The 26,869-nt window shown below is 68.8% G+C and carries 24 protein-coding genes and 5 pseudogenes; 14 read left to right on the forward strand and 15 right to left on the reverse strand.

The features are described from left to right. Positions 1-38: 38 nt before the first annotated feature. From ACL02T_RS15940 to ACL02T_RS15960, 5 genes are all read right to left on the reverse strand, one after another. On the reverse strand, positions 39-1,205 hold the full coding sequence (locus ACL02T_RS15940; protein WP_412831494.1) for an acyl-CoA dehydrogenase family protein: 1,167 nt from the start codon (positions 1,203-1,205) through the stop codon (positions 39-41). Positions 1,206-1,251: 46 nt separating this feature from the next. Next, positions 1,252-2,076 (reverse strand): mycofactocin-coupled SDR family oxidoreductase, encoded by an 825-nt coding sequence (locus ACL02T_RS15945; RefSeq protein ID WP_412831495.1) that lies wholly within the window; start codon positions 2,074-2,076, stop codon positions 1,252-1,254. A gap of 107 nt (positions 2,077-2,183) precedes the next feature. Then, the gene (locus tag ACL02T_RS15950) at positions 2,184-4,139 is read right to left on the reverse strand and encodes a GAF domain-containing sensor histidine kinase (protein ID WP_412831496.1); all 1,956 of its coding nucleotides are present in this window, start codon (positions 4,137-4,139) and stop codon (positions 2,184-2,186) included. Then, positions 4,127-4,837 carry a response regulator gene (locus ACL02T_RS15955; protein WP_412831497.1) on the reverse strand — a complete coding sequence of 237 codons (711 nt, stop codon included), beginning with the start codon at positions 4,835-4,837 and terminating at the stop codon, positions 4,127-4,129. The genes ACL02T_RS15950 and ACL02T_RS15955 overlap by 13 nt, the downstream gene beginning before the upstream one ends. 131 nt (positions 4,838-4,968) lie before the next feature. Beyond that, positions 4,969-5,268 carry an MFS transporter gene (locus ACL02T_RS15960; protein ID WP_412831525.1) on the reverse strand — a complete coding sequence of 100 codons (300 nt, stop codon included), beginning with the start codon at positions 5,266-5,268 and terminating at the stop codon, positions 4,969-4,971. A 39-nt stretch (positions 5,269-5,307) separates the two neighbouring features. Here ACL02T_RS15960 and ACL02T_RS15965 point away from each other — a divergent pair. Then, positions 5,308-5,875, forward strand: a pseudogene (locus ACL02T_RS15965) (transposase); the annotation flags it as partial. A 16-nt stretch (positions 5,876-5,891) separates the two neighbouring features. Here ACL02T_RS15965 and ACL02T_RS15970 read toward each other — a convergent pair. Next, positions 5,892-6,485: a plasmid pRiA4b ORF-3 family protein gene (locus tag ACL02T_RS15970; RefSeq protein ID WP_412831498.1), complete on the reverse strand. Its 594-nt coding sequence runs from the start codon at positions 6,483-6,485 to the stop codon at positions 5,892-5,894. A gap of 163 nt (positions 6,486-6,648) precedes the next feature. After that, positions 6,649-7,881, reverse strand: coding sequence for a CaiB/BaiF CoA transferase family protein (locus ACL02T_RS15975; RefSeq protein ID WP_412831499.1), 1,233 nt, complete (start codon positions 7,879-7,881; stop codon positions 6,649-6,651). Between the two features lie 132 nt (positions 7,882-8,013). Here ACL02T_RS15975 and ACL02T_RS15980 point away from each other — a divergent pair, with 132 nt between their 5' ends. Beyond that, the gene (locus ACL02T_RS15980; protein ID WP_412831500.1) at positions 8,014-8,709 is read left to right on the forward strand and encodes an IclR family transcriptional regulator; all 696 of its coding nucleotides are present in this window, start codon (positions 8,014-8,016) and stop codon (positions 8,707-8,709) included. 732 nt (positions 8,710-9,441) lie between these two features. Here the strand turns inward: ACL02T_RS15980 and ACL02T_RS15985 are convergent. The 6 genes from ACL02T_RS15985 to ACL02T_RS16010 form a co-directional block, all read right to left on the reverse strand. Next, entirely contained in the window at positions 9,442-10,257 is an 816-nt protein-coding gene (locus tag ACL02T_RS15985) for an SDR family NAD(P)-dependent oxidoreductase (protein ID WP_412831501.1), read from the reverse strand. 55 nt (positions 10,258-10,312) lie between these two features. Then, positions 10,313-10,801 carry a DUF202 domain-containing protein gene (locus ACL02T_RS15990; protein WP_412831502.1) on the reverse strand — a complete coding sequence of 163 codons (489 nt, stop codon included), beginning with the start codon at positions 10,799-10,801 and terminating at the stop codon, positions 10,313-10,315. Then, positions 10,776-11,696 carry an NAD(P)-dependent oxidoreductase gene (locus tag ACL02T_RS15995; RefSeq protein ID WP_412831503.1) on the reverse strand — a complete coding sequence of 307 codons (921 nt, stop codon included), beginning with the start codon at positions 11,694-11,696 and terminating at the stop codon, positions 10,776-10,778. The genes ACL02T_RS15990 and ACL02T_RS15995 overlap by 26 nt, the downstream gene beginning before the upstream one ends. Before the next feature lie 35 nt (positions 11,697-11,731). After that, positions 11,732-13,072 carry an MFS transporter gene (locus ACL02T_RS16000; protein WP_412831504.1) on the reverse strand — a complete coding sequence of 447 codons (1,341 nt, stop codon included), beginning with the start codon at positions 13,070-13,072 and terminating at the stop codon, positions 11,732-11,734. 135 nt (positions 13,073-13,207) lie between these two features. Further along, complete coding sequence (locus ACL02T_RS16005) at positions 13,208-14,065, reverse strand: alpha/beta fold hydrolase (protein ID WP_412831505.1); 858 nt, start codon at positions 14,063-14,065, stop codon at positions 13,208-13,210. Further along, positions 14,049-16,049 (reverse strand): flavin-containing monooxygenase, encoded by a 2,001-nt coding sequence (locus tag ACL02T_RS16010; protein ID WP_412831506.1) that lies wholly within the window; start codon positions 16,047-16,049, stop codon positions 14,049-14,051. The genes ACL02T_RS16005 and ACL02T_RS16010 overlap by 17 nt, the downstream gene beginning before the upstream one ends. Positions 16,050-16,768: 719 nt before the next feature. Here ACL02T_RS16010 and ACL02T_RS16015 point away from each other — a divergent pair. The 3 genes and pseudogenes from ACL02T_RS16015 to ACL02T_RS16025 all read left to right on the forward strand — a co-directional run. Beyond that, positions 16,769-17,440: a TetR/AcrR family transcriptional regulator gene (locus ACL02T_RS16015; RefSeq protein ID WP_412831507.1), complete on the forward strand. Its 672-nt coding sequence runs from the start codon at positions 16,769-16,771 to the stop codon at positions 17,438-17,440. A 311-nt stretch (positions 17,441-17,751) separates the two neighbouring features. Next, a complete protein-coding gene (locus ACL02T_RS16020) occupies positions 17,752-17,931 on the forward strand; it encodes a hypothetical protein (protein WP_412831508.1) in 180 nt (59 codons plus the stop codon). Between the two features lie 209 nt (positions 17,932-18,140). Further along, positions 18,141-18,314 (forward strand): annotated as a pseudogene (locus ACL02T_RS16025) (hypothetical protein); the annotation flags it as partial. A 63-nt stretch (positions 18,315-18,377) separates the two neighbouring features. On the opposite strand, the gene ACL02T_RS16030 reads toward ACL02T_RS16025, so the two are convergent. Beyond that, positions 18,378-19,244 carry an NmrA family NAD(P)-binding protein gene (locus ACL02T_RS16030; protein WP_412831509.1) on the reverse strand — a complete coding sequence of 289 codons (867 nt, stop codon included), beginning with the start codon at positions 19,242-19,244 and terminating at the stop codon, positions 18,378-18,380. 110 nt (positions 19,245-19,354) lie between these two features. Here ACL02T_RS16030 and ACL02T_RS16035 point away from each other — a divergent pair, with 110 nt between their 5' ends. The 4 genes and pseudogenes from ACL02T_RS16035 to ACL02T_RS16050 all read left to right on the forward strand — a co-directional run. After that, positions 19,355-20,080: a TetR/AcrR family transcriptional regulator gene (locus ACL02T_RS16035; protein ID WP_412831510.1), complete on the forward strand. Its 726-nt coding sequence runs from the start codon at positions 19,355-19,357 to the stop codon at positions 20,078-20,080. A gap of 185 nt (positions 20,081-20,265) precedes the next feature. Continuing rightward, positions 20,266-20,415: pseudogene (locus ACL02T_RS16040) on the forward strand (type I-E CRISPR-associated protein Cse1/CasA); the annotation flags it as partial. Between the two features lie 25 nt (positions 20,416-20,440). Beyond that, a pseudogene (casA, locus tag ACL02T_RS16045) lies at positions 20,441-21,436 on the forward strand (type I-E CRISPR-associated protein Cse1/CasA); the annotation flags it as partial. 54 nt (positions 21,437-21,490) lie between these two features. After that, positions 21,491-22,090 (forward strand): annotated as a pseudogene (locus ACL02T_RS16050) (C40 family peptidase); the annotation flags it as partial. Between the two features lie 40 nt (positions 22,091-22,130). On the opposite strand, the gene ACL02T_RS16055 reads toward ACL02T_RS16050, so the two are convergent. Continuing rightward, complete coding sequence (locus ACL02T_RS16055) at positions 22,131-22,778, reverse strand: TetR/AcrR family transcriptional regulator (RefSeq protein WP_412831511.1); 648 nt, start codon at positions 22,776-22,778, stop codon at positions 22,131-22,133. Positions 22,779-22,866: 88 nt separating this feature from the next. Between ACL02T_RS16055 and ACL02T_RS16060 the strand changes: the two genes are divergently transcribed. The 5 genes from ACL02T_RS16060 to ACL02T_RS16080 all read left to right on the forward strand — a co-directional run bounded on the left by ACL02T_RS16060 (position 22,867) and on the right by ACL02T_RS16080 (position 26,762). After that, entirely contained in the window at positions 22,867-23,874 is a 1,008-nt protein-coding gene (locus ACL02T_RS16060; protein ID WP_412831512.1) for an NAD-dependent epimerase/dehydratase family protein, read from the forward strand. Between the two features lie 103 nt (positions 23,875-23,977). Next, positions 23,978-24,226: a hypothetical protein gene (locus ACL02T_RS16065; protein WP_412831513.1), complete on the forward strand. Its 249-nt coding sequence runs from the start codon at positions 23,978-23,980 to the stop codon at positions 24,224-24,226. Positions 24,227-24,283: 57 nt separating this feature from the next. After that, the gene (locus ACL02T_RS16070) at positions 24,284-24,691 is read left to right on the forward strand and encodes a MarR family winged helix-turn-helix transcriptional regulator (RefSeq protein ID WP_412831514.1); all 408 of its coding nucleotides are present in this window, start codon (positions 24,284-24,286) and stop codon (positions 24,689-24,691) included. Between the two features lie 56 nt (positions 24,692-24,747). Continuing rightward, complete coding sequence (locus ACL02T_RS16075; RefSeq protein WP_412831515.1) at positions 24,748-25,377, forward strand: isochorismatase family protein; 630 nt, start codon at positions 24,748-24,750, stop codon at positions 25,375-25,377. Next, a complete protein-coding gene (locus ACL02T_RS16080; protein WP_412831516.1) occupies positions 25,374-26,762 on the forward strand; it encodes an MFS transporter in 1,389 nt (462 codons plus the stop codon). Before ACL02T_RS16075 ends, ACL02T_RS16080 begins: the two co-directional genes overlap by 4 nt. Positions 26,763-26,869: the final 107 nt, after the last annotated feature.

Genomic DNA, 26,869 nt, shown 5'->3' on the forward strand with positions numbered 1-26,869 from the left:
CGGCACGGTATGGCGGTCATGCGGACTCGTGTGTTCCTCTAGTAGCTGCGGGGCAAGCCCAGCACGTGCGAGCCCAGGTAGTTGAGCACCATCTCCTGCGGGAGCGGCGCGATCTTCAGCAGCCGCGCCTCCCGGAAGTAGCGGGCGACGTTGTACTCCTCGGAGTACCCCATCCCGCCGTGGGTCTGCAGCGCCCGGTCCGCGGCCTGGAACCCGGCGTCCGCGCACAGGTACTTCGCGGTGTTGGCCTCACGGCCGCACGGCTTGCCGTGGTCGTAGAGCCACGTCGCCTTGCGCAGCATCAGCTCCGCGGCGTCGAGGTGGGCCAACGAGTCCGCCAGCGGGAACTGCAGCCCCTGGTTCATCCCGATCGGACGACCGAACACCTCCCGCTGGTTGCCGTAGGTGACAGCCCGGTCCAGCGCCACCCGGCCCAGCCCCAGCGCCTCCGCCGCGACCAGCATCCGCTCCGGGTTGAGCCCGTCGAGGATGTAGGTGAACCCCCTGCCCTCCTCCCCGACCCGGTCCTCCACCGGCACCATCAGGTCATCGATGAACAACTCGTTCGACGTGACCGCGTTGCGCCCCATCTTCGGAATCGGCCGGATGTCGACGTGCGCGCGGTCCAGGTCGGTCAGGAACAGCGTCATGCCGTCCGTCTTCTTCGCGACCTCGTCCACCTTCTGGGTGCGGGCCAACAGCAGGACCTTCTCCGACTCCATCGCCTTGGAGATCCACACCTTGCGCCCGTTGACCCGGTAGTGGTCACCCTCGCGCCTGGCGAACGTCGCGATACGCGTGGTGTCCAGGCCCGCGCCCGGCTCGGTGACCCCGAAGCACACGTGCAACGAGCCGTCCACGATCCGCGGCAGCGTGCGCTTCTTCAGCTCCTCCGACCCGTGCTTGATCACCGGATGCATGCCGAAGATCGACAGGTGGATGGCGCTCGCCGCGTTCATCCCGCCCCCGGACCTGGCCACCTCCTCGATCAGGATCGACGCCTCGGTGATACCGAACCCGTGCCCACCGAACTCCTCCGGCGTCGTGATCCCCAACCAGCCACCTGTCGCGAGCGCCTCGTAGAACTCCGTCGGGAACACCTTGTCCCGGTCGTGCTCCATCCAGTACTGGTCGTCGAACTTCGACGCCAGGTCCCGGACCGCATCCCGAATGATCGCCTGATCCTCGGACAACTCGAAGTCCACAACTCTCCTTCACGCACTGCTGACGACCGGGGCTGGGTCCCCGCGGTTACTTGATGAGGAAGCCGGCATCCACCGGCAGCGCGACGCCCGTGACGTACCGGGACTCGTCGGACGCCAGCCACGCCACCGCAGCGCTGATGTCACGCGGCGCCACAACCGGGACCGGCATGTGATTCGCGAGAATGCCCGCGGCGTCGGGGTCCTTCTCCAACCACTCGGCGACGACCTCGTTGTTGACCATCGGGCTGTCGACTCCGGTCGGGTTCACGGTGTTGACCCGGATGTTCTTCGGCGCGAGCCAGTAGGCCCAGGTACGCATCAGACCGGTGACGCCGTGCTTCGAGGCGGTGTAGCCGTCCTGCGCGCCGGAGCCGTTGCCACCGCGCCCGGAGAGCGCCTGCGTCGAGCCGGTCAGAATGATCGAGCCGCCCTCGCCCTGCTCGATCAGGCGGTCGACGACGGAGTGCACGGTGTTGTAGACGCCGGTGAGGTTGACGGCGACCGTGTCGAGGAAGGTCTGCAGGTCGTCGCTCTCGCGCACGGACATCGGCGCGATGCCGGCGTTGGCCACCACGATGTCGATCCGGCCGAGCTCGCCGATGCCCTCGGCGACGGCCTGGTTCAGGTCCGCGGCGTCCCGCACGTCCGCCTGCCGGGCGACGATCCGCCGGTCGAGCTTCTCGACCTCGGCCACGGTCTCGTCGAGGTCCTCGGGCGTGGACATGCGGTAGAACACCGTGTCGATCTGACCACAGATGTCGACGGCGATGATGTCGGCGCCGTCCTCGGCCAGGCGCACGGCGTGGGACCGTCCCTGGCCGCGGGCGGCGCCCGTCACCAGGGCTACCTTGCCGGTCAGTGGACCGCTCATGGGACTACTCCTTTCGGCGGCATCGTCACCGCGATCGTGAAGCGGGCGAGCTGAGGCACGCCCTCATGGTCGGCATCCCCCACCAGCCCGCAGAACTGGCACTTACGTCAGTTCGCCGGCGCCTCGATCAACACCTCGGTACCGCCATCCGGTCCAGCCCGGAACACGAGGGAGGCGCCCTGCTCCATGAGCCTGCGCCGGATCGCCGTCAGCCCGTAGCCGGGGCGCGACCCCGGCATGCCGACCCCGTCGTCGACGACCCGCAGGACCGCGACACCGGACGGACGCGCCGCGAAGACCACTGAGATCGTGCACGGACCGGCGTGCTTGGCCGCATTCACGATGGCCTCGCGCGCGGCGCCGAGGACCGCCGCGCGCCGCGCTCCGCGCAGGGTCGGGACGGCGTCGCCGTCCGGAAGGTCCACCCTGATGGTGATCCCGAACTGCTGTTCGACCTCCGCGACGACCTCGCAGAGCCCCTCGACCTGCGACCGGGCGGGCTCCGCTGTCTCGGCGAGGTGGTGGATCACCTCCCTGAGCTCCCGGTCCCCCCGGTCGACGAGCTCGAGGGCGCGCCGGGCGTGGCGCCGGACACCGTGGTCCGCGGGAAGGCCCCCGGGCACCGCCTCGTGCAGGTTCTGCAGCGACAGCCGGCCCGCGAAGAGCAGCTGCGCCACCCGGTCGTGGATGTCGTCCGCGATCCTCGAGCGCTCCGTCATCCGCGCCGCAGCCGCCTGCTCTTGCAGGTAACGGTCGGTGTTCCAGGCGAGGGCGACCGTGTCCGCCATCTTGCGGATGGCGCTTCGCTCGTGCCGCCGGAAGGGCACCCACGGCGTGCGCAACAGGGCCAACGTGGCCCGTACCTCGCCGTCGACGATCACCGGGACCTGCGTCGAGACCCAGCCGAACGCCCCGGGCCGTTCGGGACGTCGCATGGCAGTGCGCAGCCCCGCGGTCTCGGCATCGATCCCGGCGAGGAAGCCGGTCTCGGGCTCGAAGGGACGGGCATCGCCGCAGACGACACGATGGCCGTCGTCGCGGAAGGTCAGCACGGCGGTCTGGCAGGAGAGCGCGGCGCGGAAGCCGTCGAGGTGCGGGGCGATCCCGGCCATGTCCGTTCCCGCAGCGCTGGCCTGCGCCGCCCGTTCGGTCGCCAGGACGAGGTGCTCCCGCTGCTGCATCTCGAGCCGCTGCCGTACCTGGGCGACGGCGGCCGCGACGAACGGGGTGAGCCGCTCGGCGAGCCCGGCGTGGGCCGGCGTGAAGTAGCCGGGCGGGTTCGCCACGTAGCACACCCCGAGCCGCTCGCCGCCCACGATCATGGGCATGGTCATGAGTCGCTCCACGCCAAAGGCGTCGACCCACTCCGGGAACCGCGGAATGTCCACCTCGGGGTGGTTGGCCAGCATCGTGCGGCCCGAGCGGAAGACCTCGGCGGTGGACGTCGCGACCTCCGTGCGGTCCACGAGCGCGGACCCGATGAGCTCGCGGCTCGCCCCGAACGAACCCGGCAGGACCTGGAGGAAGTTCCGGTCGGTCAGCACCGCGACCCCAGCCGCCGTGGCGCCGACGAGCAGGCAGAGTGCCGCCGTCACACCACCGAGCAGCTCCTCCACCGACTCGGCGGTCAGGCCCAGCTCGGCGAGGATCCCGCCGCCGCTGACAACCAGCCGTTCCTCGGCGTCCGCGCCGTCATCCGCCGACACGACCGCGGCGGCGCTGCGCGCGAGCGCACGCGTCATCACCTGCACGCGCGGCTCGACCTCCGTGGACGCCGGCCACTCGACCGTGAGGGAGTACGGGGTCTCGAGGACGCCGCCCGCCACCGTCGTCACCGTCGCGTCGCTGCCCACCCGCTGGAGCGGGATCGGGACACGCAGGGGTGAGGAGTCCGGCCCGAGCGCGGGTCCGACGACCGTCGGCGCCCCCCAGGACGCGACGATGCTGCTCGGGTCGGTCAGCGTCACCGCGCGAGCTCGCAGCATCCCGGCCGCGATCTTCGTGAAGCGCAGCGCACTCGTGTGGTCGACCTCGACCCGGTGCGGTCCGATCAGCCGGCCCATGGCGCCGTCCGGGTGGCCGGAGCTGTCCCCGCCGGTGTCACGAGGGCCTCGCGCAGCGCGATGACAATCAGCTCGGCCTTGCTCCGCACGCCGAGCTTGTCCTTGATCCCGCCCACGTGGAACCGCACGGTCGACTCCGAGACGTGCAGCCGATGCGCGATCTGGCCGTACGTCATCCCCTCGGCCACCAGCTCGAGGACGCGGAGCTGGTGCTGGGTGAGGTTGCGGCCGGCCGAGGCGGTCCGGGCGGCGATGGCGGGTACCGAGGCGTCGCGGCGGACGACGCGTTCCCCACCCGCCGTCACGGCCGCGATCGCGTGTCTCAGCTCCTGCAGCCCCGCGCCCTTGCTGACGTATCCCGCTGCGCCGGCCTGCAGGCAGAGCCGGACGACGTCCTCCGCGGACGAACTCGAGACGACGACGACCGCGGTGCCGGGGCGCGCCGCCACGAGTCGACTGCAGAGCCGGTCCCCCGTCGTGTCGGGAAGGCGGTAGTCGACGAGGAACAGGTCCGGGTGATGCTGGCGCTGCGCCGCCACGGCCTCGGCTGCGGTCCCGACCTGGGCGACGACCTGCACTGCCGGATCCTCGAGGGACTCGAGCAAGACCCGGAGGCCCTCACGGACGATCTCGTGGTCGTCGACGATGCACGCCTTCATCACCGAATGCGCCTGCCTTCCGCTGACCCGTGCGTCCATATATACGGATGATGGTCCGGATATCTGCGCCGACGCTATCGGGGGGATGGTTGCAGGGTCAAGCCGAGCCTGACCCCGCCCGCTCTCCATCTCGACGTGCCTAGGCTCGGGTCCGAGCAGGCCGCCGACGCTCACCAGTACGCCACCCGCGCCACCGGCACGACGGAGGTGAGGCGGGCGGGCATGTGGTGGCCAAGCCCATTGAGGTAGAAGGGGTAGAAGCTTGGCACCACGACAGCGAGGCTGTAGTCGACCGCGTAGCCGCTGGCGCGGATGGTGCTCGGGAACTGCTCGGTCAGGTACGTCACGATCGGCCCGTACACCCCGAACGTCGAAAGGCCGACGACCACGGCGAGCACCAGCACACCCCCCGGCCCGCTCGCCCAGGTCATGAGCAGCATGTACGCCCCCGCCGCGACGACGAGCATCACGACGCCGGAGCCGGCGAAGAAGACACGGCGCGGCGCCCGATCCGCTGTGACGGCCCCGAAGAGCGGGCAGGCGACCCGCGACCACGGCGGTCAGCACCATCACCACTTGTGCGGTTCGGGCGCTCGACAGGTGCAGCCTCGACCTGCCGCCGACAATCGGAGCGCGACGGGTGCGCAACTGCCGTGATCGGGCGACGACGAGGGGCATCGCCTCGAAGGGCGCCCTGGCCAGTGCACCGGGTGGTGCTCGACCGGCTCGCCCAGCAGGAGCTGCTGGACTGGTCGCGCGCCGCGGTGGACAGCCTGAGCGTGCGGGCCAAACGCCGCGGCGAAGCGACCGGGCCCTCGCCGACCGACCGCGGGAAGGCCGGCAGCAACTACCACGTGCCCAGCGACCGCAGCGGGCTGCCGCTGAACGCCCTCGTCACCGGGGCGAACAACCACGACAGCCGGATGCTCGCCCCACCGCTGGACAACAACCCCGGTGTCCGTGAACACGCCGGACGGCCGGTGCGTCCCCGTCGGCGGCCGGACAAGCTGCACGCCGACAAGGGCTACGAATATCCGCTACCTGAGCAAGCGCGGGATCGGGGTGCGCATCGCGCGGCGCGCCCCGGTGCCGTCTACGACATCGAGGCCAGCGGTCGCCACGCCAGCCACTCCAGGGCCCGGTCAGCGGCGGCGGGCTCGAAGCGGTGCGGATCGAACGGCCCACCCGCCCACTCGAGGCGCTCAGCATGGTCGGGATGGGCGGGATCGGCCATGACAGCCTGGAACTCCTCATACCCCCAAACCCCGCCGACATCCTCTGGCGGACACGCCCCCTGTCCAGACACGCCACGCGGGTAGCGCACCCCCGCCTCGGCGGCGAGGACCTTCTCCACGGCGATCTCGTGGGCCCAGATGTCGCCGAAGTCGTACACGTAGCCGAACCCGTCACCCGGCTTGACCAGCCGAAACAGCTTGGCCCTGGCCTCGTCGGTGACGTGCTGGGAGGGCCAGTCCGGGTCCGGGATCCCGTAGCGGCGCCCGGCGATCTCGAACTCGTGCAGATGCGAGTTCGTCCAACCCATCACCGACTGCACCACCTCGTGCAACACCGCCAAGTCGATCTCGCCGGGCACCTGCACCCGACCCCGGACCGCCGGCTGCACCCCGGCCAGGACGATCTCCAACTCGAAGATCTTCGTCTTCTCAGACACACCAGGCGCGGGCATGCGCCGATGCTGTCAGCCCAGCCGACACCGACAGGACCGGGCCCACCACTTCGGAAACAGCCTCAACTGCGTGCACACGCCGCACGCGACGTTCTCGTCGATCTTCAGCACTCCCGGACTTCTCCGTGAAGCCTCGTGCCGTCCACCCCTCGTCGAGGTGGGCTCAGATCACGCCGCCCCTCCTCAGGCGTGTCAGGTCCTGGTCCGTCAGTCCGAGCCGCTCCCGCAGGACGGCGGCCGTGTCCTCACCGAGGAGCGGAGCGGGCGCGGCGTCGGGAACCGGAGACGCCCCCATCTGCAGCGGGCTGCCCAGCACCGTGCTCGACCGGGCGCCCTCGCCGGTCTCGGTGATCATCCTCCGGTCGCGGAGGACCGGATCGTGCAGCACCTCCCGGAGCGATCGGACCGGCGCCGCCGGGATGTCCGCATCCTGCAGGAGGCGGAAGGCGGTGTCCTTGTCGAACCGGCTCGTCCAGGCCGTGACGGCGCCGTCGACGTCGTCCATCTTCTGGACCCGGCCCGCCGGGGTCGCGAGCACCGGGTCGGCGGCGAGGTCCGACCGGCCCATGAGCGTGCACAGGTCGAGCCAGTGCTTGGGGCGCAGGCACAGGATGGCCAGCCACCCGTCCTGGACCGGATAGATGTTGTACGGGCAGACCGCGAGGCCACCGTGCCGGTTGCCCGTCCGCTCGGGGAAGTCCCCCTTGGCCTCGAGGAGACCGGCCAGGTTGGAGGTCAGCGTCGGCACGATCGCGTCCTGCATCGCCACCTCGACGTGCTGCCCCACGCCGGTGCGCTCGCGCTGGAACAACGCGGCGAGGACTGCCGAGGCGAGGTGGGTTCCCGCTGCGAAGTCGACGACCGCACCACCCGCCTTGACCGGGGCCCCGTCCGGGAAGCCGGTCGTGGAAACGATGCCGGTCATGGCCTGCACCGTCACGTCCATGCCGCGCAAGCCCTCGGTCGCCGGGTGCCGGCCGTAGGCGCGGCCCGACGCCAGCACCAGCTCCGGACGGATCTCGCGCAGCACCTCCCAGCTGATTCCCAGACGGTCCAACACGCCCGGGGCGAAGTTCTCGACGACGACGTCGGCCTGGCGGACGAGGTCCAGGAAGATCTGCCTGCCCTCGGGCTTCTTGAGGTCCAGTCGGACCCCCTTCTTGCCAGCATTGAGCATCAGGAACGCCTGTCCCGACGTCTCCCCGGTGGAACGCCACCGGATCGGCTCACCCCCGAACGGCTCGATCTTGATCACGGTCGCGCCGAGCGATCGGAGAAGGTGGGTGCAGTACGGGCCGGCATAGACCTGCCCGAGGTCGAGCACCACCACACCGTCGAGGGCGGTGTCGTGCGCCGGAGTGCCCTCCTGCGCAACAGATGCCCGAGAGTTCGTCATCGACCTTCCCTCCAGATATACGGACAGTCGTCCGCATCTACGTACGAGACGGTAGGTGCGTTCAGCGACTCAGTCAACGCCCGCCGCTACGATCGGTCGGTGCCTCCGCGCCATCACCGCACCGTCGACCGTGTGGCCGCGATCCTCGAGAGTGTCGCGCCGGTTCGTCAGGGGCTGACCCTCGCGGCCCTGGCCGAGCGCCTCGGCGCTCCCAAGAGCTCCATCCACGAGCTGGTGAACGGCCTCGTCGCGACGGGCTACCTCGTCGAGCGGGACCATCGGTTCGGCCTCGGCCCCGCGCCGTTCGTCCTGTCCCTCAACGGTAATCGCGTGGCGGCGCAGGACATCGACCGCGATCTGCTCCCCCGCATCCACGCGGAGGTCGAGTGCAGTGTGATGATCGGGATCCAGGTCGGGATGTCGCTCGTCTACATCGACCAGATCGGGGACGAGCCCGCGCTCGAGTTCGCCGCGCGGAACCACAGCCGCAGGTCGCTCTACTCGACCGCGTCCGGCAGGATCATTCTCGCGAGTCTGCCGGCTCGCGAGATGGACGCCCTGCTGCACTCGGCCACGCCGGCCGAGCAGCCCGAGGTAGACCGCTTCCTCTCCGAGCTGCCGGAGATCAGGGCGACGGGACTGGCCTACAACCCGGGCCGGACGGTGCCGACGGTCTTTTCCGTGGCCACCGCCCTCCGGCGCTCCGACGGCGAGCTCGTCGGTGCCGTGTGCGCCATCCGCCCGGAGAGCCTGCGCGACGATCTGCCACGCATCGGCTCCCGGATCCAGGAACTGCTGGCCGAGCGCTTCGTCGCACGCCTCCCTTGAGGAGGTCGGCGCAGTCTGCCCCTGGTTGTCGATCACTGCCACCTCGCTCGGGTCACCGTCGTCGGGAAGGGCCCCGCGGCGGCTCCTCCTACTCGTACGGGGCGCCCCGGCGACCCACAACTGTCACTACGGCCAGCGCGGGCCGTCCTCGGCGACCGCCTGTTCGGGCGCTTCCGACGGTGCCCACGTGCGTCCGCGGCTTCGCCATCGGTCCCGGCGTGACCAACCCGGTCACCGGCACCCGGCCGTGACGGCGGGCGCGATCGCCTCGCTGGACGAGATCTCCAGTGGGCGCCTTCCTCGGGCTCGGAACCGGCGACAATGCCGTCCGCAACCTCGGCCTCAAGGAGGCCACGATGAAGTCGACGGCCGACCACCTGGCCGCCATCCGCTCGTACCACGAGACCGGAACGGCCGTCTGGGACGGCCTCGAAGGCGCGGGCCGGGGCTGTGACCGTCGGATCCCGGTGATCTACTCCGCACACGGACCGCGCGACCTGCGGCACGCCGGTTGGATCGCTGACGGGGTCGTCGCCGGGGTCGGCGGGCGCCGAGGAGGCCGGTGGTCTCGGGGAGCGAGGCCGAACGGCGCCCTCGCGACTCGGCTCGGGATGATCGACTATCTCGCCGGCGGTTCTCCCTCGCGGGTTCCCCGGCAGACGTTCAGGAGCGTCGTCGCGGATGGCGTCGTCGCGGTCTACTCGCTGATTCGGAACGGAGAGGAACGGGCAATCAGTGCGCCGCGCGGGTGATGCCGCCGTCTATGCAGATGACCTGCCCGGTGATGTAGTCCGACTTCGGGCTGGCGAGGAACTCGACGAGGTTCGCACAGTCTTCCGGGGCCCCGAGCCGCCGCAGGGCCGCCATGGACGTCCACTCCTCCAGGCGCTTCGGATCGGCGGCGACGAGACGCGCCTTGAACTGGCCACTGGCAATGAAACCCGGGGCGACGGCGTTGGCCGTGATGCCCCAGGGCCCCAAATCCTGAGCGAGGCATCGCGTGTAGTGCGCGACCGCGCTCTTGGCAACGGCGTAGTCGGAGCCGTGCCCCTCGCCGAGAACCATCGTCCCGGTGAACGACGAGATCGTGATGATCTTCCCGCTTCTTTGGCGCTTCATGTGCGGAGCGAACGCAGCCACAGTGTTGATCGTCGAGAAGAGGTTGCGCCCGAAAGCCGCGTGCATTCCCGACTCCTCGATCTCCGAAGGTCGCTGCCCGGCGAAGTCCCCTCCGCCGCCGGCGTTGCAGACCACGACATCGACGCGGCCCCAGGTATGGCGCACCCGGTCGGCGAAGGCCTGGAGCGAGCCCCGCTCCGTGGCGTCGACCTGTTCGGTGATCACGTCGGTTCCCCACTGCGCCAGAGTCTTCTCGAGATCGTCACCCACGAGCCGGGCACGCTCCTCCTCGTACTGGTGCGCCGAGCGCAGGTCAAGGTCGCAGACCGCGATGTTCGCACCCTTCTCGGCAAGGCGTAGCGCGTAGTCGAGCCCGATGCCTCGCGCCGCGCCGGTCACGACCGCGACCTTGCCCTCGAGTTCCTTCATTTCATCCCCGTTCATCATTGGATCGCCGGAATGAGCTTCTTGTTGACGAACTCGTCTATCCCGTACCGGCCCAGCTCATGCCCGCCCCCGGATCCTCGAGGCGGCCGGGGGCATAGGCACGACATCTCAGACGAGATGCGCCCTCGCGATGATGCCCCCGGCGACTGCGAGGAGGACCGAGGCGGCGACGATCGCGGCAGGCAGTCGCCCGTCCGGCATGAGCCGAGTCCGTGCAGTGCACGGGATCAGGGAGCACCTGCCCTGATGGTGGGGCTCGGCCCGCCTGGCGTGCCTGGTCGGTCAGTTCGAAGCGGTTGCGGAACGAGCGGCACCGCCGAGCGATGAGCGGCCAGCAGCAGCCCAGGACCAGGAGCGGGCCGAGCCAGTGGGCAGGGGTGTGTCCAGGCGCGGCGCGCATCAGGATCGCGGTGGTCATCGTCAGCGACAGCGCGGTGCGCCGCCACGACGAGGTCGTCCGCTCCTGCTGCAGACCGGGGTCTGAGGGGCACCCGTGACCCTCACGACCGCACCGGAGCGCCGCCACCCGTCTGGTCGACGAGCCCAAGCCGGTCCTGCGTGATCTTGAGGGCGACGCTCACCGCGTCGTCCCGGCCGTAGCCGCGCCGGTGGCACTCCTCGTAGAGCTCGCGTGTCTCCCTGCCGATGCTCAGCGGCTGGCCGACCCGTTCCGCTTCGGCTGCCATCAGGCGGAGATCCTTTAACAGGATGTCGACCGGGGCCCCGGCGGAGAAGTCGCCCTTCAGCGCCGGTAGGAAGAGCCACTCTAGGGCGAAGGAGTTGGCCGACGACGAGCGGAAGATCTCGGCGGCAGCGGCAGGGTCTGTGCCGAGGGCCTGGGCCAGCGCGAACGCCTCGGCTGTCGCACCGGTGATGGAGGCGAGCAGCGCGTTGTGGACGAGCTTTACTGTCTGACCGGCACCCTCCCCGCCAACATGGAATGTGCGGGCGCTGAAACAGCGCAGCAGGCATTCCGCTTCTGCCACCGTCGAGGCCTCGCCGCCGGCGAGCACCTTCAGCGTCCTGGCCTCGGCGGCCTGACGGCCGCCCCCGATGACCGGCGCGTCGAGATAGCGCAGGCCACGCGAGAGGGCGATGTTCGCGTGCTCGGCCGACTCGGTGTGGCCGATGGTGCCGAGTTCGATGATGCCTGTGCCGGCGGGGACCCGCGCGATGACGTCCTCGAACACCGCCCGCGATGCTGCCACGGTGGGCAGCATCATCATGACCCAGTCGGCGCCCTTCACCGCATCCACGAGCGAGTCGGCCATCGTCATGCCGGACTCCCGGAGTTCGCGGCGGACGTCGTCGGAGGCGTCGAAACCCACGAACCGGAAGTCGCTGCTGTCGTGGATGTGGCGACCGATGGGGGTTCCCATCGCGCCGAGGCCGACGAACGCGACGTTCTGGACGGTGCACATCAGGATGTTCCCTTCTGGTGAGCGTGACCGGTCCGTCACGCTGCGGCAGATACCGCGGGCTGCGTGCTCGCCAGCCGCACCCGGTCCCGGTCCGGGTTGCCGCCGATCAACAGCGCCACCCCCGACACCAGGAGCAGGCCGGCGGCGACGGCGAAGCCGATGGTGTATCCGGCGGTGGGCGAGGCGGCAGCGTCGAGGAGCACGCCGGTGAGCGCGGGGGCCACGACGCCGGCCGAGGTGCCGATGGCGATGTAGGCGCCGAGCCCGAACCCGTGCTTGCCCGCCGGGATGATGTAGCCGATGGCGTTGGGGGCCGAGGATCCCACCGCGTTGCTCAGCGAAAACGCGATGACCAGTAGCACGATGCGGACGGGCCCGTTGCCGGGCAACAGGACGAACCCGACCATTGCCAGTCCGCTGGCGAGGACGGCGACGCTGCTGATGACCCCGAGGGCGAGGCGGCTCGAGCGGCCCCGGGACATGAGGCGGTTGCCGAGGAAGCCCTGGACCAGCATCGCGACCGCGCAGAAGAACGCGGAGATTCCGGTCAGATTGCCTGCCGTGACGGTCGAGAAGCCCATCTGGGTGGTCAGAAAGCTGGGGATCCAGGTCATCAGAAGGGCCGAGGTCCAGTACGCGGCGAACAGCGCGAACGTGAAGGTCAGCCATGTGCGGGAGCCGACGATCCGCCAGGCCGACACTGTGGGGCGTTCTGCGGCTGCCGAACCGGAGACCTCGGGCTGCTGCCCGTGCTCGTCGGCGCCGAGGTAGGGCCCCTCCTTGCCGACGATCCGCCACACCACTGCCCACACCACACCAAGGATGGCGAGCAGGGCGAAGCTCCACTTCCATCCCCAGTTCGCGATGACCCAGCTCAGCGTCGGCGCGGCGATCGCCAGACCGAGCAGCGCTCCACTGACCACGATCGAGACGGGCAGGTTGCGGCGTTCCGCCGGGAACCACTTCATGGTGGCGAGGCTGGCCACCGGGGACGCGGGCCCTTCCGCGGCACCGAGCAGCGTCCGCCCCACGATCAGGAAGCCGAGGCTGGGCAGCAGCAGGGCCGGCAGCATCGCTATCGACCAGATGACCGCCATCACCAGCAGGAGCCGGTTCGTGCCGACCCGGTCGGCCAGCGTCCCGGTGAACAAGGCCGAGATGCCGAACAGGAAGAAGACCGCGCTGCTCGCGAGGCCGAACTCGGATGCCGACAGGCCCATCTCTTTCATGATCGGCGTTGCCGCAAGACCGAGGACCGCCTTGTCGGCCCAGTTCAACAGCATGAAGACGAATAGGACCGCTGTGATGAGCCAGGCCCGGCCGGCGCTCCCGGTCGCCACGGCGGCACGCGTGGCCTTTGTCAACCGATCTGTCATGTTTCTGATCCCCGCAACTTCGCTGTCCCGATGGGATGCGTATTCGGCTTGAGCTGACTTACGTATTGCCTTGCCCGGCGGGCGAGCGTCGAGACCGCCGGGCGCGACGGCGCGCTGACCGGCGGCGTTCCCGGCCTAGCCCCGCGATGCCGCCGAGACATCGAGGAGCGGCGTTCCCTCCTCGGCGAGCTCCAACCACCTGAGCAGGCCCTGCTCCGACGCGGCAAGGTCCTCGACGGTGGGCCAGTGGCCGATGCCGTCGAGCGCGAGCGTTTCCGCGACAGTTGGATCCAGCGCCTCGACCAAGGCCCGGACGGATGGCTCCGGGCAGATCGGGTCTTCCCGCCCGTACACCAGCAGTGTGCGGCAGTTCTCGTGGGCCGGAGGCCCGGGTTCCTCGGCGCGCCCGACGAGCGAGCAGCACGCGGCGTAACCGGCCGGGTCTTGGCCTAGGAGGAACTCGCGGACCATCGCGACGGCCAACGGCGCCGACCTCAGCGTCGTCGAGCCGAGACTGGCCACACCGAACCCGTCGGCGACCGGGGCCATCCCCCCGCTGAAGGCGGCCGACGCCCTCGCCTCGAACTGCGGACGCTGCGCGTCGCCCGGCGCCGAGACCGGTCCGAACAGCACCTGCACCCGGACCCGGGGGTCCCGGGCGGCGACGTGCCGGGAGATCAACGTTCCGAGCGAGTGCCCCACGAGCGACAACCGGTCGAACCGGCCCGCGTGTGCGACGGCGCCGAGCACCTGCTCGACCCAGTCGTCGAAGTTGCGGGGGAGGGTGGTGCGGCTGCGCCCCAGCCCTTTCAGGTCCACCGACACGGTGGTGCGGTGCTCGGCCACGACCTCCTGCAGTGGATAGAAGACCGTGGAGTTGCCTCCGAGCCCGTGGACGAACACCACGCATTCGTCCGGTCGCGATCCGATCGTCGGCCGGGTCACCTCGGCGAACGTCGGGGCCCCCACGAGCACCTCACGCGTGTGTGACATCGCCCTCGAGCTCCCTGTTGAGATCATCATCGGACTCGGACACCGCGGCGTCGAAGTCGGTGGCGGGGTCGGGGGCCACGTACCGGACGTCGAACACGTCCATCGACGCCGTTCTGGTCATGTCCCAGTAGTCGGTGGAGGTCCACGGCATGTTGGCCGTGACCCGGCCCTTGGAGTTGCGGTACCAGGTCGACCCCACCGGGAGCGACCAGATCAGCTTCTCGAGCTCGGCGTCCATCCGGGAGTTGTAATCCTCGAAGACGTCCTGCCGGACCTCCGCGGTGGCGACGTCGCGCTCGATCATGTCCCGGATCATCCGAGCAATGAACCCACTCTGCGCCTCGGCCTGGAAGAAGATGCTCCCGCCCACGCCGACGTTGGTGTTCGGCCCGTAAAGGATGAACATGTTGGGGAACTGCGGTACGACGATTCCCAGGTAGGCGCGCGGATCCTCCTCGCCCCAGGCATCTCGGAGCGTGACCCCGTCGCGGCCGACCACCTCGAAGGACGACAGCTGGCGTGCGGTGCGGAACCCGGTCGCGAAGATGACCACGTCCGCCTCGTGCTCGACCCCGTGCTCGTCGACCAGGCCGCGCTCGGTGAAGGCCGCGGCGGCACCGGTGACCAGTTCGGTGTTGGCGCGCCGGAACATCCGACACCACCCGTTGTCGCGCAGCATTCGCTTCATCATGGGCGGATAGCTCGGCAGCAGCTGGGCCAGCAGCTCCTGCTTCTCACCGAGCTCGTCGCTCATGTAGCGGACCAGGCGCTCGCGCAGCTTCTGGTTGGCCGCGTTGATCGTGCCCTCGGGGCCGTCCCAGTCCGGGTCGACGAGCGCGGCCGGCCGCATGATGTCGTTCATGGACATCATGGTGCGGACGCGGAACCACCGCTCGTAGGCCGGAATGTTGGCCAGCACCCACCGCTCGTCCATCGGCACGTTGCTGTGATAACCCGCGACGCCGTTGATCCACTGTGGACTGCGCTGCAGCACGGTCAACGAGCTGACGTGCGGGGCGATCGCGGGACCGATCTGGTTCGCGCTGGCCCCGTTCCCGACCAGGACGACCCGCTTGCCCGCGAGGTCGACCTCGGGGTCCCACTCCGCGGAGTGGAACGCTTTGCCCGCGAACCGCTCCTGGCCCTCCAGAGCGGGCACCGAGGGGACGCTGAGCGACCCCACACCGCTGACCACCGCACGGGCCCGTACGGTCCGCACCTCGCCGCCCGCTGCCACCCGCAGCACCCACTGGGCGCTGTCCTCGTCGAAGACCGCCGAGTGCACGGTGGTCCCCAACTGCAGATGCTCGGTCAGCCCGAACTCCTGCACACAGTCCCGGACGTACGCGAGGATCTCCGGCTGCTTCGCGTAGTACCGGGTCCAGCCCGGGTTGCGGGCGAAGGAGTAGGAGAAGTAGTGGCTTGCGATGTCGACACCGCAGCCGGGGTAGGTGTTCACCAGCCACGTGCCGCCGACGTCGGTATTGCGGTCGAGGATCGTGAACGGGATGGCCATCCGCTTGAGGTGGATCGCAATCGCGATGGCGGAGAGCCCGGCACCGATGATCACCACCGGGAAGGTGTCCGCGCGGGACGGCCGGCCCGACCGCCAGTCCACAAATGCCTCCTCGAGCAGCCCCATCTCCTTGAGCACGAGGTCCCGCTCCGTCTCCGTGACGGGCCGCCCAGCCACGGTGTCGGCCAAGCGGTGGAAGACCAGTGGGTCCTGGAGCGGGTCGGACGCCGGAGCGGCCGAGCTGGTCAGCACAGCGGTCACCCTGTCGCGGATCTCCTCGGCGATGGCCGCCGGGAAGGTCGAGGTCTCCGGCGTCGGGCCCTCGATGTGGCGCCCCCAGCGAGCGAGCAAAGTCGTGTCGCCGGTCATCTCGACGAGGGCGAGGAGCAGGGTCGCGGTGTCCGCAGCCTCGAGTTTTCGACGGATCTCGTGCCGCGACAGGGACCTCAGTTCAGACTTGACAACCATGGGGACTCTCTTCCTCGGGAAAACGGAGCTGCAGGCCCCACACCCACCCGGACGGGTGCGCGTCGTCACGTCCGGCTGAACGTCGGGTCGATCGGGTCAGGTGTAGCCAGTTCGCGCTGGTCGACAACCCGACGCCGAGGGCGGCCACGCCGAACAGGAAGAAGAAGCTGCTGGCGATGAACCCGTAGGTGGTCGGCGAACGCCCAGCTCCTCCATCAGGTGCTTCGCCGACAAACCGAGCACCGCCTTGTCGGCGAAGTTGATGAGTATGAACAACAGAAACCTCGCCGCGATCGACCATGCCCGGACCGCAGAAGACGGTGACGCCTTCTGGGGAGACAGGCAATGCTCAACGAGTCGATCATCGTCACCTCACAAAGTCCTTGTCGCTCGCCGTCGGCGTAGCCGGAGACAACGAACGAGCAAGCATGCTCTCGTCAGCCGCATGCAGCGGCAAGGTGATGCGCGCTCGACATACATTAATGACTAGTCATCACAAGTCAAGGAATACTGTATGATTAGCTAGTGCGGCGACCACGAACGTTCGCCGGGTGATCGCGGGATCCGGTGGTTCCTCGCAAGGCGCCCCCGCACCGCCTGTACCGGGCGTACCGGGGTGCGGGGGCAACGCCGCGAGGGGCCGCCCGGGGCCCGTGAGGACCGGTGGTTCGTGGTCACCTCACTCGTCGTCAGCGTTCTTGCTTCGCGGAGGGGATTACGTGAGTACGCGTGAGCGGGGGACCAAGGAGCGGATCATCCTCGCGGTCGAACGGCTCGTCGCCGAGCGCGGGATCGGCTCGGTGCCACTCCGGGACATCACTTACGCCGCCGGCCAGCGGAACTCCTCGGCGATCCGCTACCACTTCGGCCCCAAGCCGGACCTCCTTCGGGCGGTGTTCGAGTATCGGATGGGGCAGGTCAACGAGCGGCGTCTGGAGCTGCTGGCGCACATGCACGCCATTGGCACCCCGTCGACCGTGCGCTCACTCGTCGACGCGTGGATCAGGCCGCTGGTCGCGGTGACGAGTGAACCCGACTGCTTCTACGCCCGGTTCCTGGCGCAGCTCTCGGCAGATCCGAACTACCACGTCGCGGACGACTGGCATGTCGCGTCGAGTCTGGTCGCCGTCCGCGAAGGCATCCGCCGCGCCCTACCGCCAGACCTGCCCGAAGGCATCTTCGCCGAGCGGTGGCGGATGGCGATCCACCTACTGGTGCACACCGTCGCTGACCAGGAGAACGTCAGCCTCGCCGAGCTGCAGAAGAACGTCGACGGGCAGTGGGGCGACTGGGTGTCGCGCCTGGTCGACGCCTGCATCGGTGTGCTTACCGGGTTCACCGGGTCCGGCGTCGTTGGCCACCTCCAGGAACACGTGGGCGCGAGCGAGTAGAGGGCCCGAACCTGCTCCTCCCGCAGCACGCGGAGACCGACGACTCACAGCCTCCTTCGGGATCAGGTGCCCGGTCACGCCCCACGCTCTTGGCGACATCCTCCCCCGGCGCACCCGGCCTGCAAGGCGGCGGTAGCGAGGCGCTGTCGGGCATTCTGTGTGCGAACCGGGCAGGGAGCGCATCATCGGGGTCGTAGCCGTCGCCGCGCCCGCAGATCGGGGTGTCCGCTCGTCCCGGGCATCCGGACGGTCTGGGTCGACTTCGTGAGCAGTTGAGACAGCTCCGCCGAGGCGCGGGCATACAGCGCGACGTGTCCGCGGTCCGCGGGCATGTGCACATACTTCGCGGCGCGGACCTGCCCGACCGCGTCGGTCGCGCCCGCCACGCGGTCGGCGTTTGGCTATGGCGCGGTTCCTTCCCGACCACGGAGCAGCAGCGCGCCGAGTTCACCGCGGCCGCCCACCAGCAGGACACCGAGCACGTCCGCTAGCTCGCCGAGCTACAGCTACACCGCCAACTCGGCGGCGCCGACCACGAGATGCGGGGCCTGCGAGCGCAACTTCCGGCCGCTGACACCGGTTCCGACGACGGTTCCCTGGCAGGTGAGGCGGGAGATCCCACTCTCGACGCTGGTAGCGGTGCAGCGGCGGGAGCGGGGTCTTCGGATGGCGGGACCAGTACGAGCGCGACGGTTGACCGATGAGGACGGTCGGCGGCCGACCCAGATCATGGGCCGCGGACGGGGCAACCCGATCCGGGTCCGGCGAGCGACGATCATCATGGCCTCGTCGTCCGGGGCCTCCGGCCCCGGCGATCGCCCGGCTCGTCGCCGGGGACGAGGACACCGTGCGCGATGTGATCCACGCGTTCGACGAGAAGGGCCTGGCCGCGCTGGACCCTCAGTGGGCGGGAGGCCGGAGCCTGTCATTGTTGTTCTTACAGTCCCCCGAAATGCGCGGTGATGACCTCACGCACGGACTGGGCCGGTCGCTTGATGAGATCTTCGAGCGCGGGGCCGTGCGCGGCGAAGTCGCCGCGGCGACTCGCGGTGAAGATCGTGAGGAGAAATCGGGCTTGGCCTTCGGACATCCCGGCGTGCTCGACGAGCCCGGTGACCCAGTCCTCGTCGGCCGCCGTGTTGAAGTCGATCGTCCGGCCGAGCGTCTCGCTCGCGATGCGCGCGACCTCGTCGAAGGTTGGCGCGAGGGGCGCGGTCAGGGGCGGGGTCACGCCGTCGAAGCTGGCATCGTCTGCGAGGATCGCTGCGTCGGCGGCGGCGAGATCGGCGTGTGTGGTCCACGACACTGGTCCGTCTTCTGGGGCGTAGAGCGTGCCGGTTTGGATGCCCCGGGTGATCAGCCGCACCAGGTTCTGGGCGTAGAAGCCGTGTCGTAGGGACGTGAAAGGAACGCCGGACTCCTTCAGGAGTTCCTCCGTGGCGGCGTGGTCCCGCATCGGCGCGAACGGCGACGTCGGGTCCGCTCCGACATGGCTCGTGTAGAGGATGCGACCGGCCCCGGCCTCCCTGGCTGCTGCAATCGCCGTGGCATGCTGCGAGACAGCATCGCCTCCGGTGGCGTCCACGGAGATGATGAGGACTTGAGTCGCCCCCTCGAAAGCGTGTGCGAGGCTGCCGTGATCCGTGAAGTCGCCCTGGCGCACGCTTACGCCGAGTGCGCTCAACTCCTGGGCCTTGGAGATGTCGCGAACACTGACGCCGATTTGCTCGGCGGACGTATGAGCCAGGAGCTCGGTGACGACTCCGCGGCCGAGTTGTCCGTTCGCGCCGGTAACGATGATCATGAGGTCTCTCTTCTCTTGTCCGGTGTGGCACCAGTGGTTTCCAGCGATACCAAGTACGACGGTAGCACTGGAAACATCGACGGTAGCATGATTCTGATATCGTTGGAACCATGGACGGCCGCGAGAGTCGGGAAGCTGCGGGGGAGGATCTCGCCCAGAGGTCGCTGCGAGATCGGATCGTGGCAGCAGCAGCGGGCCTGTTGGTTAGTCAGGGGCGAGACGCGCTGACGACGCGCGCCGTGGCCGCTGCCGCCGGTGTTCAGGCGCCTGCCATCTACCGCCTGTTCGGCGACAAGCGCGGCCTGGTGGATGCCGTCGCCGAGCACGGATACGCCGCCTACCTGTCCAAGAAGCAGATCCGTCCCGACATCTCCGACCCCATCAAGGCGCTACGTTCGGGCTGGGATCTCCATGTCGACTTCGGGTTGTCCAATCCAGCCCTCTACACGCTCATGTACGGCGAACCCGACGCGGGTGCCAGGTCCGCGGCCGCGGAGCGATCCGAGCAGCTCCTTCGTGAACGGGTCAAACAGCTCGCCGTAGCAGGCAGGCTCAGGACAACGGAGGACAGGGCGATGAACCTGATCCGCGCTGCCGCGCGCGGCACGGTGCTCACCCTCCTGGCTATGCCTGAAGTCGAACGAGACGACGGACTTCCCGCACAGGCGCGAGAGGCGATCATCGACGCGATCGTCGCAGATTCGCCGGTGATCAGCCGACCCGGGCCAGAGGCTGCTGCTGTCTCACTGCGTGCACTCCTGCCTGACGTAGCGTCGCTCACGCCACGCGAGCGAGATCTACTCAGCGAATGGCTTGAAAGGATTGCCACGCGCTAATCCCTATTCGCTCCTACCGAGCCACCCGTCCACGATGGACCAGGGCTCGGGCCGCACGGCGCAGGCACGCCGACCCTTCTCAAGCACGCTCTTAGCGTGAGACTACCCCTTCGGATCGAGATCCCGGAACGGGGCGGGTGGGAGGACGGACCATGTCACCGTCGAGCGCCTGATCGTTCGATCTGATCCACGAGCCCTGGATTCCCTGCCGGGTGCGCGACGGCACGGTCACCGAGTTCGGGATCCTGCAGACGCTCGACCACGCCCATGCGCTGGCGGGGCTGTCCGGTGACCTGCCGACCCGGACCTTCGCGCTGACCCGGCTGCTGCTGGCCGTCCTACGGCGCCCTCGCGGGACCCGGCGACCTGAACGAGTGGGTCGAGCTTTGGGAGCAGCCGCAGCTGCCGGTGGCCCGGATCGCCCGTCACCTCGCCACGTACCGCGACCGGTTCGGCCTGCTCCACCCCGAGACGCATTTCCTGCAGGTGGCCGACCTGCACACCGCCACCGGGGAGGCGTCGGAGCTGTCCAAGCTGATCGCGGACGTCCCCAACGGGGCACCGTTCTTCTCGACCAGGCAGGGCGAGCTCACCCTGTCGTTCGCGGAGGCCGCACGCTGGTTGGTGCACTGCCACGCCTTCGACCCGTCGGGTATCCGTTCCGGTGCGGTCGGGGACAAACAGGTGAGGAACGGCAAGGGGTATCCGATCGGGGTGGTATGGAGCGGGCTGCTCGGAGGCCTGCTCCTGGAGGGAGTCACGCTCAAGGAGACGTTGCTGCTCAACCTGATCGCCCGAGACTTCGGCGATTACGCCCGCGATCCCCGGATCGACCGGCCGGTGTGGGAGCGTGAGCCGGTCACCGCCGCGGAGGAGGTCGACGGTGGACGGCCTCCGACCGGTCCGGTGGACCTCTACACCTGGCAGAGCCGCCGGATCCGGCTCTTCCCGTCCGAGGGCCGGGTGGCCCGGGTACTGATCGCGAACGGGGAGAAACTGACCCTGCAGAACATGCAGCGACACGAGCCGCACACGGCCTGGCGGCGTAGCGAAACCCAGGAGAAGAGGCCGGCGTCTCGGGTCTGGTCCACATGCCCCGCGGAGCACGATCCGGACCGGGCGATCTGGCGCGGACTGGAGTCGCTGCTGCCGGGCCGGTCCTCCCGCCAGCGGCAGGAAGGTGCCCGGTTCCTCGCCCCGGGGATCATGGAGTGGTCCAGCCACCTGGGCAACGAGCGTGTTCTGTCCGACGACCGCCAGGTGCGGGTGCGGGCGATCGGGATGGTGTACGGGTCGAACAGCTCGGTCGTCGGCGACGTCGTCCACGACTCGCTGGCCTCGCGCGCGATCCTGGCCCGCCGCGACGCCGAGCGCCTCGCCCGGCCGTGTGATGCCACGTCCGACGGACTCCCGTCCGGCGGCGCCAGCCCGCCCTCGCGTTACAACCCGCACGACGCCATCTCCTCCGCCGCGTTTTACTTGGGTGACAACGGAGTCGGCCGCGGTGACGTGCGGGCTGCGATCTTCTCCTACAATCACGCCGACTGGTACGTGCAGGAGGTCCTCGATCGGGCCAAGAAGTACGCCGACGCCGCTGTGTCGGTCGGCACGGGCGGCTGCAACGCCATCCAAGCCACCAACTCGGTCGCGCTAGCCGCGATCAATTTGTGCGTGCGGCCAGCGGGGTCTTCCGTACGTATGGGGAGGGAATGGTCCACAGGACGGTGGATTCGACTGTTCAGGGCTGACGGTGGCAGCCTACGGCGCAGCCGGGGTGACGTTGCCGCGCACTGCCGACGCGCAGTTCCGGGCGGGACCGCGCGTGCCGGACGGACAGCCGCTGCTGGCCGGCGATCTGGTGTTCTACGGCACCGCCACGCACATCCACGACGTCGGTCTCTACAGTGGTGGAGGTTTGATGATCGACGCGCCGGACGTGGGCAGACCGTGAAGATGGAGCCCTATCGGTTCAAGGGTGATGACTACTTCGGAGCTACGCGCCCGGCGAGTTCCGTTGCTGCTGGAGGGTCTCAAATCCGACGGCACTTTCTCAAAGATCTTGGCCTCTGGTTGGCACGTGTGCCATCGGCGTCGCCGTGTCGAGGAGTTTGAGCATGGACGGCAGCAGCTCGGACTCGAACGGGTCGCAGGCGTTGTGATCCAGTGCGCCTTCCAAGGCCAGCATCGTGTAGCCGTGGACCAGGGACCAGACGGCATAACTCGCCACCAGGACTGATGATGAGTCGCCGCCTCGCGGGGAGCCGTGGCCACGGAGGCCGCGGTCCAGAGCGAACAACGCGCGATGCTTCTGCTCGATGAGTTCCGGGGCATCGACGTCGAACTGCGTCGTCCGCCACATCAGGTCGAACAGGGCCCGGTTGTCCCAAGCGAACTCGACGTACTCCCGGGAGAGCGCCACGGCCCGCCCAGCGGAATCGCGCCCCTCGAGGTCGACCGCTTCGAGGCGATCACAGAGCATCTGGTAGGCCCGGGTGGCGAGAGCGCCGAGCAGCCCTCTCGCATCGCCGAAGTGGTGCTTGGGCGCAGACTGCGACACCCCGGCCCGCCGCGCGGCCTCTCGCATGCTGAAGCCCACGGTTCCGCGTTCAGTCAGCACTTCGAGGGCGCTGTCGAGTAGCGCGGCACGGAGGTTGCCGTGGTGGTATCGATCGCCGGCCGGTTGCTTCTGCGTCATCATCAGACACCCATCTTGACAGTGAGCAGTCGCCTCGTAAACTGCTCATTGTCAAGATGGGGCGGGAATCGAGGTAGTGATGGTCGACCGAGTGTTGGTCACGGGAGTGTCAGGGTTCATCGGCGGGCACATCGCCGCCGGGCTGCTGCAGCGCGGGTATGCGGTGCGGGGCTCGGTGCGGTCGTCTGGCCGCGTCGGCGAGGTCCGCGCCGCGGTCGCGGCGGCGGGAGCGGATGACGCCCTGCTGGAGATCCGCGAACTCGATCTGCGCTCGGACGCGGGATGGGCGGCCGCGGCCGCAGATTGTCGCTTCGTGCTGCATGTGGCCTCACCGTTCGTGACGGCGAAGCCGAAGAGTCCCGATGATCTGATCCGTCCAGCCGTCGATGGGACGGCACGGGCCCTCGGTGCGGCCCTGGAGGCGGGGGTGGAGCGCGTGGTCGTGACGTCCTCACTCGCAGCGGTGCAGCACGCCCCGGTGCGCAAGGGGCATGTCCTCACCGCTTCGGACTGGACGGATCCGGATCGTCGTGGCCTGGGGGCCTATGCTCGCTCGAAAGTCCTCGCCGAACGGACTGCGTGGGACGTCGTCGACCAGCGTCATTCCCGTGATCGGCTGGCGGCGGTTCTGCCTGGTGCCGTCATCGGTCCGCTGCTCACCCGTGACCCGGGTACATCCGTGGGCGCGATCCAGCAGGTCATGTCCGGAGCGCTGCCGATGGTCCCCGACCTGCGAATGCCGTGGGTGCACGTCCAGGACATCGTGGATGCACACATCGCCGCGATGACATCCAAGTCCGCGGCAGGAACGCGCTCCATCATCGCCACCGACCCAACCTCGCTCATCGATGTCGCGGCGGTGTTGCGCGAGAGACTCCCCGAGGCGAGCACCAAGATCCCCGGGCGCTCCCTGTCGACATGGCTGACCTGGGTCGCGAGTGCGTTCGAACCGCAGCTACGCGACAACCGCTGGCTCATCGGCGCCGATCAGCACTTCGACCACGGCACAGCGGAAAAGCTCATCGGCCGACCGCTGCGCTCCGTCGCCGACACAATCGAAGAGACTGGACGGAGTCTTGTCGAACACGGACTGGTGTAGAAGGTGCCGAAGGCGATCCCATCGACTTCAGGCACTCCGTTCCGTCCGGTGGTGTATCGCCGAGCCCCAGCATGGACGCCCTATCAGATCTACCCAGGCTGGGATGAGGTACGCGGATGGAGGCGGCCTGACCGAGCAGGGCAGGGCCACACGCGAAGCGGTGCGGCTGCGGGCGGCCGAGTGGTTCGCCCAGGACTTGCTGTTCGGCTACCACCGGCTCGCCATCCGCTACGACCGGTATGCCAACCAGTTCTGTGCGTTCCGCACCCTCGCCGCGACACTGACCTGCTACACGAAACTCGCCAAGACCACCATGCGAGACATGATCTTAGTAAGACAACTGTACAGTTAGCTGAACATCTGCTACGGTAGAGACATGGCAGACGAACGGACGGCGAGAGCATCGGCGGTGGCCGGCGACCTCCGGGCCGTGCTCGGCCAGCTCGTCCGTCGCCTGCGCGAGCAGAACACCGGCGTCGACCTGACGAAGTCGCAGGCATCGGTGCTGGGCCGCCTTGAACGGGAAGGTCCGAGCACGGCGACCGCCCTGGCCAAGGCGGAGGGGCTCCGCCCGCAGTCGATGGGCAGCATCGTGACCGCCCTTGAGACCGCCGGGCTGATCACCCGCTCCCCCGATCCCGGCGATGGCCGCAAGACGATCCTGCGCCTCAGCGACGGAGCCAAGGAGCTGTACCGCACTGGGCGCCTCGCCCGGGAGGACTGGCTCACCCAGGCGATGACAGCGACACTCACCGCCGACGAGATCGACCGGATCGCCGGGATCATCGAGTTGCTCGACCGAATCGCCCGGTCTTGAGCTCACCTGCTCAGCACGCACATCGGCACTGAGGCCGATCACCGCCACCCGCTCGGGTGCGGAGTCATCGCCTGGGCCTTCACGGCGCGCAGCGAGTGACCGGACCGGAAGGACTCACCATGCCGTTCTCCACGCTCGACCCCAAGACCGCACTGATCGTCGTCGATCTGCAAAAGGGCATCACCGGGCTGCAACTGGCCCATCCGACCGAGGACGTGGTCGCCAGATCCGCAGCGCTGGTCGAGGCGTTCCGCCGCCACGACCTGCCCGTCGTGCTGGTCAACGTCGCCGGCTCGCCTCCCGGCCGCACCGACCAGCGTGCCGGCAACACGCACAACTTCCCGGAGGGCTGGACCGACCTGGTCCCGGAACTCAACCAGCATCCGGACGACATCGTCATCACGAAGTTCACCCGAGGCGCGTTCTCCGACACCGGACTCACCGAACGCCTCCGTGGCCTCGGCGTCACCCAGGTCGTGATCGTCGGCATCTCCACCAGCAGCGGTGTCGAGTCCACCGCCCGCCACGCCCACGAACATGGCTTCCACGTCACGCTGCCGGTCGACGCGATGACCAACGCGGCCCTCGACTCGCACGAGCACAGTCTTAGCAAGATCTTCCCCAGGATCGCCGAGACCGGCAGCACCGACGAACTGCTCCAGCTCCTGGAAAGCACGCGGCAATGACAGCAACCACAACGACTCCTCGTCAGGTGCGTAAGCCATTCGGACTGCGGTTCACCAGTCCACTGTTGCTCGGCTCGAGTCTGAACCCGATCAACAGCTCGATGATCGCCACCGCCCTCGTCGGCATCGGCATGGACTTCCACAAAGGATCGTCCACAACCGCGACGCTGATCTCGGTGTTGTACCTGTCCAGCGCGGTCATGCAGCCCACCATGGGCAAGCTGGCCACGATCTTCGGCGCCCGCAGAGTCTTCCTGGCCGGTGTCACGATCCTGCTCCTCGGCGGCATCATCGGGGCCGCCGCGCCCACCTTCGGGTTCCTCGCCGTCTCACGGGCGCTCATCGGCATCGGTACGTCGGCGGCGTATCCGACGGCCATGGCGCTGGTCCGCAAGCGGGCAGATGGGCTCAGGACCGGAGTGCCCAGCCGAGTCCTCGGCAACTTCTCCATCGCCTCGCAGGTCACCGCGGTCGTCGGCCTACCGCTCGGTGGCGTGCTCGCCGGGGCGTTCGGCTGGCGGGCGATCTTCTTCGTCAACGTTCCGCTCGCCCTGATCACCCTGGTGTTCACGCTCGTCGGCGTGGCCAGGGACGAACCGACGGACTCGTCCGGGCGCAGCGGCCTGCTCACCGCCGTCGACGTGGTCGGCATCGTGTTGCTCGCCGGCACGATCATCACGCTGCTGCTGTTCCTGTCCCACCTCACTCGGCCGGTCTGGTGGCAACTCGCCGTCACAGTCGTGCTCGGCGCGGCACTGTTCGGCTGGGAGCGCCGCGCGCCTCGGCCGCTGATCGACGTCAGGATGCTCGGCCGCAACGGACAGCTGCTGAGGACCTACGTACGCCAGTGCCTGGCCTCACTCGGCATGTACACCGCGCTGTACGGCACCAGCCAGTGGATGGAAGGCCCTGCGCACTACAGCGCCTCCCAGGTCGGGCTGATCCTGCTGCCGCTGTCGGCGGTCAGCATCGTGGTGGCCAGGGTGGTGTCCGGCCGGGGCTGGGTCCGGTGGCCGCTGATTCTCGCCGGTGTCCACTTCACGCTCACCGGGGTGGTGATGCTGGGCATCACGCATACCTCGAACGTGATGGTCCTGATCGCTATGTCGCTGCTTTTCGGCTTTGCCAACGGGTTCAGCGGCTTCGCCAACCAGGCGACCCTGTACGTGCAGAGCCCCGCCGACGAGATCGCGGTCGCGTCCGGCCTGTTCCGCACCTTCGCCTACATCGGCTCGATCTTCTCGGCGAGCCTGATCGGCATCGCGTTCGGGGCAGCGGCCACCGACGGTGGTCTGCACATCGTCGCCTACGTCGTCGGCGCCATCGGGGTCGCCATCCTGCTCATGACGATCTTCGAGCGGAACATCCCCAACACCACACGATGACCCAACCTCCGCGCTACGGCACAACAAGCACTTCCCGGACGGCGCGACAGGGTTCAACCATCGTGCGATCTCATCGAGTCACCTTTCAACGTCTGTAACCGGACGAA

This window comes from Pseudonocardia oceanicola (genome assembly GCF_047200735.1).
GTDB lineage: Bacteria > Actinomycetota > Actinomycetes > Mycobacteriales > Pseudonocardiaceae > Pseudonocardia.

Excerpts from the sequence above, each read along its gene's own strand:
- ACL02T_RS15945 (WP_412831495.1), bottom strand. The coding sequence starts at position 2,076 with ATGAGCGGTCCACTGACCGGCAAGGTAGCCCTGGTGACGGGCGCCGCC.
- ACL02T_RS15950 (WP_412831496.1), bottom strand. The coding sequence starts at position 4,139 with ATGGGCCGGCTGATCGGACCGCACCGGGTCGAGGTCGACCACACGAGT.
- ACL02T_RS15955 (WP_412831497.1), bottom strand. The coding sequence starts at position 4,837 with ATGGACGCACGGGTCAGCGGAAGGCAGGCGCATTCGGTGATGAAGGCG.
- ACL02T_RS15970 (WP_412831498.1), bottom strand. The coding sequence starts at position 6,485 with ATGCCCGCGCCTGGTGTGTCTGAGAAGACGAAGATCTTCGAGTTGGAG.
- ACL02T_RS15975 (WP_412831499.1), bottom strand. The coding sequence starts at position 7,881 with ATGACGAACTCTCGGGCATCTGTTGCGCAGGAGGGCACTCCGGCGCAC.
- ACL02T_RS15985 (WP_412831501.1), bottom strand. The coding sequence starts at position 10,257 with ATGAAGGAACTCGAGGGCAAGGTCGCGGTCGTGACCGGCGCGGCGCGA.
- ACL02T_RS15995 (WP_412831503.1), bottom strand. The coding sequence starts at position 11,696 with ATGTGCACCGTCCAGAACGTCGCGTTCGTCGGCCTCGGCGCGATGGGA.
- ACL02T_RS16000 (WP_412831504.1), bottom strand. The coding sequence starts at position 13,072 with ATGACAGATCGGTTGACAAAGGCCACGCGTGCCGCCGTGGCGACCGGG.
- ACL02T_RS16005 (WP_412831505.1), bottom strand. The coding sequence starts at position 14,065 with ATGTCACACACGCGTGAGGTGCTCGTGGGGGCCCCGACGTTCGCCGAG.
- ACL02T_RS16010 (WP_412831506.1), bottom strand. The coding sequence starts at position 16,049 with ATGGTTGTCAAGTCTGAACTGAGGTCCCTGTCGCGGCACGAGATCCGT.
- ACL02T_RS16030 (WP_412831509.1), bottom strand. The coding sequence starts at position 19,244 with ATGATCATCGTTACCGGCGCGAACGGACAACTCGGCCGCGGAGTCGTC.
- ACL02T_RS16035 (WP_412831510.1), top strand. The coding sequence starts at position 19,355 with ATGGACGGCCGCGAGAGTCGGGAAGCTGCGGGGGAGGATCTCGCCCAG.
- ACL02T_RS16055 (WP_412831511.1), bottom strand. The coding sequence starts at position 22,778 with ATGATGACGCAGAAGCAACCGGCCGGCGATCGATACCACCACGGCAAC.
- ACL02T_RS16065 (WP_412831513.1), top strand. The coding sequence starts at position 23,978 with ATGAGGTACGCGGATGGAGGCGGCCTGACCGAGCAGGGCAGGGCCACA.
- ACL02T_RS16080 (WP_412831516.1), top strand. The coding sequence starts at position 25,374 with ATGACAGCAACCACAACGACTCCTCGTCAGGTGCGTAAGCCATTCGGA.